This window comes from uncultured Methanobrevibacter sp. (assembly GCF_900316895.1).
GTDB lineage: Archaea > Methanobacteriota > Methanobacteria > Methanobacteriales > Methanobacteriaceae > Methanocatella.
Genome location: NZ_ONER01000099.1, coordinates 1 through 4,972 on the forward strand (window position 1 = coordinate 1; position 4,972 = coordinate 4,972).

5 protein-coding genes are annotated in these 4,972 nt (G+C 36.6%); 4 read left to right on the forward strand and 1 reads right to left on the reverse strand.

Annotated elements, in window-relative coordinates:
- The 4 genes from QZN27_RS08875 to QZN27_RS08890 form a co-directional block, all read left to right on the forward strand.
- A partial coding sequence (locus QZN27_RS08875; RefSeq protein WP_296786589.1) for a hypothetical protein occupies positions 1-480 on the forward strand: 480 nt, incomplete at its 5' end.
- A 287-nt stretch (positions 481-767) separates the two neighbouring features.
- On the forward strand, positions 768-2,591 hold the full coding sequence (locus QZN27_RS08880; protein ID WP_296786591.1) for a threonine--tRNA ligase: 1,824 nt from the start codon (positions 768-770) through the stop codon (positions 2,589-2,591).
- 52 nt (positions 2,592-2,643) lie between these two features.
- Positions 2,644-3,885, forward strand: a complete 1,242-nt coding sequence (locus QZN27_RS08885) for a bifunctional 5,6,7,8-tetrahydromethanopterin hydro-lyase/3-hexulose-6-phosphate synthase (protein WP_296786597.1) — start codon at positions 2,644-2,646, stop codon at positions 3,883-3,885.
- A gap of 55 nt (positions 3,886-3,940) precedes the next feature.
- Positions 3,941-4,222: a zinc ribbon domain-containing protein gene (locus tag QZN27_RS08890; RefSeq protein WP_292600076.1), complete on the forward strand. Its 282-nt coding sequence runs from the start codon at positions 3,941-3,943 to the stop codon at positions 4,220-4,222.
- Here the strand turns inward: QZN27_RS08890 and QZN27_RS08895 are convergent.
- On the reverse strand, positions 4,219-4,972 hold a 754-nt coding region (locus tag QZN27_RS08895), incomplete at its 5' end, for a phosphoserine phosphatase (protein WP_296786594.1). The two genes, QZN27_RS08890 and QZN27_RS08895, sit on opposite strands and share 4 nt — an antisense overlap.

The following is a 4,972-nucleotide window of genomic DNA, read 5'->3' on the forward strand; positions in this document are numbered from 1 at the left end:
AAAGTTCTCGTAACTAAAGACGGCAAAGCCGTTGGTGCTGGTGAAAGTGTAACTATCAAGTATAACGGTAAAACATACACCGTTAAAACTGACAGCAAAGGATACGCAACCTTAAAACTCAACACTAAAGTGAAAGTTAAAACATACACTATCACCGCAGAGTACAAAGGCGTAAAAGTAACCAACAAGGTTAAAGTGCAACATGTGATTAAGGCATCCAACAAAAAGGTCAAAAAATCCAAAAAAGTCAATAAGATTAAAATTACCTTGAAGAAAGTAAACGGTAAAGTTCTCAAATCCAAGAAAATTACCATTAAATTCAAAGGTAAAAAATATAAAGTAAAAACCAACAAAAAAGGTGTAGCTACCTGGAAACTCAAAAAATCAGTTGTCAGAAAACTCACCGTTGGTAAAAAATACAAATACAGAATGACTTATGGAAAAGATGTCTTAACCAAAAAATTAACAGTTAAAAGATAGAGATTTTTAATCTCTATTACTTTTTTTATTTTTTTCATATACACTCACCAAAACAAAACACCCGATTACAACACATCAACCAATTAGAATTAAGATACAATCAAGAATTCACCACATTATTGGCATAACTATTTATTTTATTAATCATCCTTCTCATTAAACCATAGCATTATTCAGATCAGTTTTTCGAATTAATGTGCCGACTCAATTTCCAGTTATTTTTTCAAATTAACTATTTTTATATAATATTAAAATCAAAAATTTAATCACTAATATATGGTGATTAAATGAGAATACTTCTTATTCATTCTGATTATTTAAACTACAATGTGAAAAAAGAGACACCTGTAGCTGAAGAGATTGAAGAAGCCAAAAAAGAAGGCTCCTTTGATGATTCTTTAGTAGTATTTACAGCTGTTGAAAAAGACGACGAAGATAATCCAGAAGGTATTGTTAAAAATCTAGTTAAAGAAGTCATGAAAACTAATGATCAAGTAAAAGCTGAAAACATAGTATTATATCCATATGCTCACTTGTCTTCTTCATTAGGCTCTCCAAAAGTTGCTGTTCAAATTTTAAAAGATGCAGAAGAAGCTCTTTTGGCTGAAAACTTGACTGTAAAAAGAGTACCTTTCGGATGGTATAAGGCGTTTGAAATCTCCTGTAAAGGACACCCTTTAAGTGAACTTTCAAGAACAATCACAGCCGATGCTGAAGAGGAAAAAGTTGAAAGAAAACCTTCAAAATGGCAAATCCTTGAAGGAAACAAGATTACTCAAATCGAAGATTTTGAATTCACAAACCATGCCTTCAAGCAATTGGTTGACTATGAGCTCGGCTGCGGAGCGTCTGACGAAGGAGAACCTCCACACGTCAAGCTGATGAGGGAAAAGGAAATCTGTGATTATGAACCTGCATCCGATGTCGGTAACCTCAGATGGTACCCTAAAGGAAAACTCATAAGGGACCTGCTTGCAGATTACGTTTACGACCTTACCGTAGACCGTGGAGCAATGCCTGTTGAAACTCCAATCTTTTATGATCTGGACAACCAGGCAATCTATGAGCATGCATACAAGTTCGGTGAAAGGCAATACAGAACCGACACCAAAAAGAAACTGATGCTCAGGTTTGCGGCCTGTTTCGGTGCATTCAGACTGATGTCCGATTCATATCTCACCTGGAAAAACTTCCCTGCAAAGATTTTTGAATTGACCAGATACAGTTTCCGTTATGAGAAAAAAGGTGAAGTTGTCGGACTTAAAAGGTTAAGGGCTTTCACAATGCCTGATTGCCACTCATTCTGTACCGACGTTCAGGCATCTTTGGAAGAATTCTCCCAACAGACCGACATGTGTATGCAGACCGGTGTGGACTTGAACCTGGACTTTGAAGTTATTTTCAGGGCAACCCAGGATTTCTTTGATGAAAACGAAGAGTGGATGTATGAGATTGCCGACAAGTTCAAAAAACCAATTCTATTGGAGATCTTACCTGAAAGACACCATTACTGGGTATGCAAAATCGACCTTGCAAACATCGACGCATTAGGCCGTCCTATTGAAAACCCTACTGTTCAAATCGATGTTGAAAGCGGTAAGAGATTTGACATCACCTACCTCGGTGAAGACGGCGAGCAGCACAATCCTACAATATTGCACACCTCCCCTACCGGAAGTATCGAAAGGGTGTTATGTGCAATGCTTGAAAAGACCGCACTTGAAATCAACGAACGCGCACCAATGCTTCCGACCTGGTTAAGTCCGATTCAGGCAAGAATACTGACAGTCGGCGAAAACCACAAGGAATTTGCAGAAGAGCTGTACTCAAAAATCAATGCTTCCAATATCCGTGTTGACATTGATGACAGGGATGAAAGCGTCGGTAAGAAAATAAGAAACGCAGCAAAAGAATGGATTCCATACATTTTCGTTGTTGGAGACAAGGAAGCTGAAACCGGTAAATTCCAAGTGACTGTACGTGAAACCGGTGAAAAAGTCGACATGACAGTCGATGAATTGATTGATGAGATTAATGCTAAATGTGAAGGAAAACCTTTCAGAAAATTGCCTTTGCCAAAGGATATATCAAAAAGGATTAACTTCCAATAGTTTATTAAAAATAAAAATTATATTATAATATGGAGGAAATTTAATGGACCCAATGTATAAAATAGGAGAAGCTCTTATTGGAGACGGCCCTGAATTAGCACATATTGATTTATTAATCGGTGATAAACAAGGACCAGTTGGTCAAGCTTTCGCTAACGGTTTATCAAATCTTTCTGTAGGCCACACTCCTTTAACCAGTGTAATTAGACCTAACTTAATGACCAAACCAGCTACTTTAATCATTCCTAAAGTAACTGTTGGAGATTTAGATGATGCAAGTAAAATTTTCGGACCTGCACAGACTGCTGTAGCAAGAGCAGTTGCTGATGCAGTGGAAGACGGATACATTCCAAAAGACATTGTTGAAGATATTGTAATCAATGTCAGCGTATTCATCGATCCTTCCGCAAAGGATTTCAGAAAAATCTATCAGTACAACTACGGTGCAACAAAATTAGCAATCAGAAGAGCTATGGAAGGCTATCCTGATATCGAAAAAGTGCTTGCAGAAAAAGACCGTGGAACTCACCCAATCATGGGATTCAAAGTCAAAAAATTATGGAGTCCACCATACCTGCAGGTTGCACTTGACCTTGACAATGAGGCTGCAATGGAAAGAATCATCGGTGACTTGCCTGACAATGACAGAATCCTTCTTGAAGCAGGTACTCCACTTGTTAAAAAGTTCGGTGTTGGAATCATCGGCAAAATCCGTGCTTTACGCCCGGACGCATTCATCATTGCCGATTTGAAAACTTTAGACGTTGGTCGTGTTGAAGTTAAAATGGCAGCAGATGAAACCGCTGACGCAGTAGCTATTTCCGGCCTTGGTACAATCGAATCAATTGCAAAAGCAATTCACGAAACCCAAAAACAAGGTATCTATTCCATCCTTGATATGATGAACGTCAAAGGATTTGAAGAAAAATTAGCACAACTTCCTGATGATTTAAAACCGGATATCGTTTTATTACACAGAAATGTTGACATGGAATCATACAGAGCCGAACACGGTGAAGATGTAAGTGACATGACCGAATGGGGTAATATTAAGGATATCAAGAAAACACTCGGCAATAAAGGTCTTATCGCTGTTGCTGGTGGAATCAAACCTAACAATGTTGAAGAAGCTATCCAGAAAGGTGCAAACATCATTATTGCAGGCAGATACATTATCGGTTCAAGAGATGTAAGAAGGGCTGCACAAGACTTCTTAGAACACTTTGACCCAGATCCTGACAACATGAGACTTGCCATGGATGAAGACGAAAACATTGAAGTAAAAGACAAATAGTAAATTAGATTAATTCTAATTTACAACTATTTTTTTTTAAAAAAGGAGTTTTTTTATGGGATTTTGTAATTCTTGCGGACAACCTATTGTAAAAGAGGACTATGGTACCAACAAGGACGGCAGTTTGAATCCGGAATTTTGTAAGGACTGCTATCAGAATGGTGAGTATACAGAACCGGACATAACTTTAGAAGAAATGATTGTTCGAAAAACCAAAGAGATGATGGAAAAAAATCCTAGACTTGCAGAAACTCAAGCGACTGGAATCACTGCATTTTTCATTCCAAGCCTAAAAAGATGGAATCCTGAGTTTCAGGATGACTATGAAACTCTTTAGGATCTGTTCAGCATAAATTCCTTGACTTTATTTGCGATATAGTCATCATGGGATTGGTGGGTTTTAAGATTATACAATTCGTCCTGCAGGTCATTGAATTTATCGACCAAATCGTTGTATTCGCCTAAAAGTGAATCGTAATCTTTTTCCAGACCTTCATTTATTTCATAGATTTCAGCATAGCTGGTTTTGGTGTTGAGATTTTCTTGTTTTAAATGGTCATATTTTATTGAAACCTGATTATAGCTTTCACGAATTGAGGTGTGCTCTTCTTTTAAATTGGAACATTTGGTTTTCAGGTTTTTATTTTCTTCCTTAATGCTGGAATATTTGGTTTTCAGGTTTTCATTTTCGGTTTTGATGTTGACAAACTTTGTTTTGAGGTTTTCATTTTCAACGATTAACTTGGAATGTTTGTCTTTGATGTTCTCATTTTCTTTTTTAAGTGAGTCAATATTGTCCTGATGTAAATGATTATATTTATTTTCCATCTTACTTAACGCTTCATCTTTACGTGCAATTTCAGCTTTAAGTTCATTAATTTCTTTTTCAAATTCCAAAGTAGGCACCTGATTAGTATTTTTAAGTTGTTCTTCCAATTTTTTCACTTCCTCAACATGTAAATAATTAGCTATTCTCAATACTATTATTTCTTCCTCTCTACTTTTGAATTTTTCAATTTCTGAATTTGGGATAATAAGAACTTCTTCCTTGTTTTCATAGATGTCTTCATTTTTTGGCACTGTAATT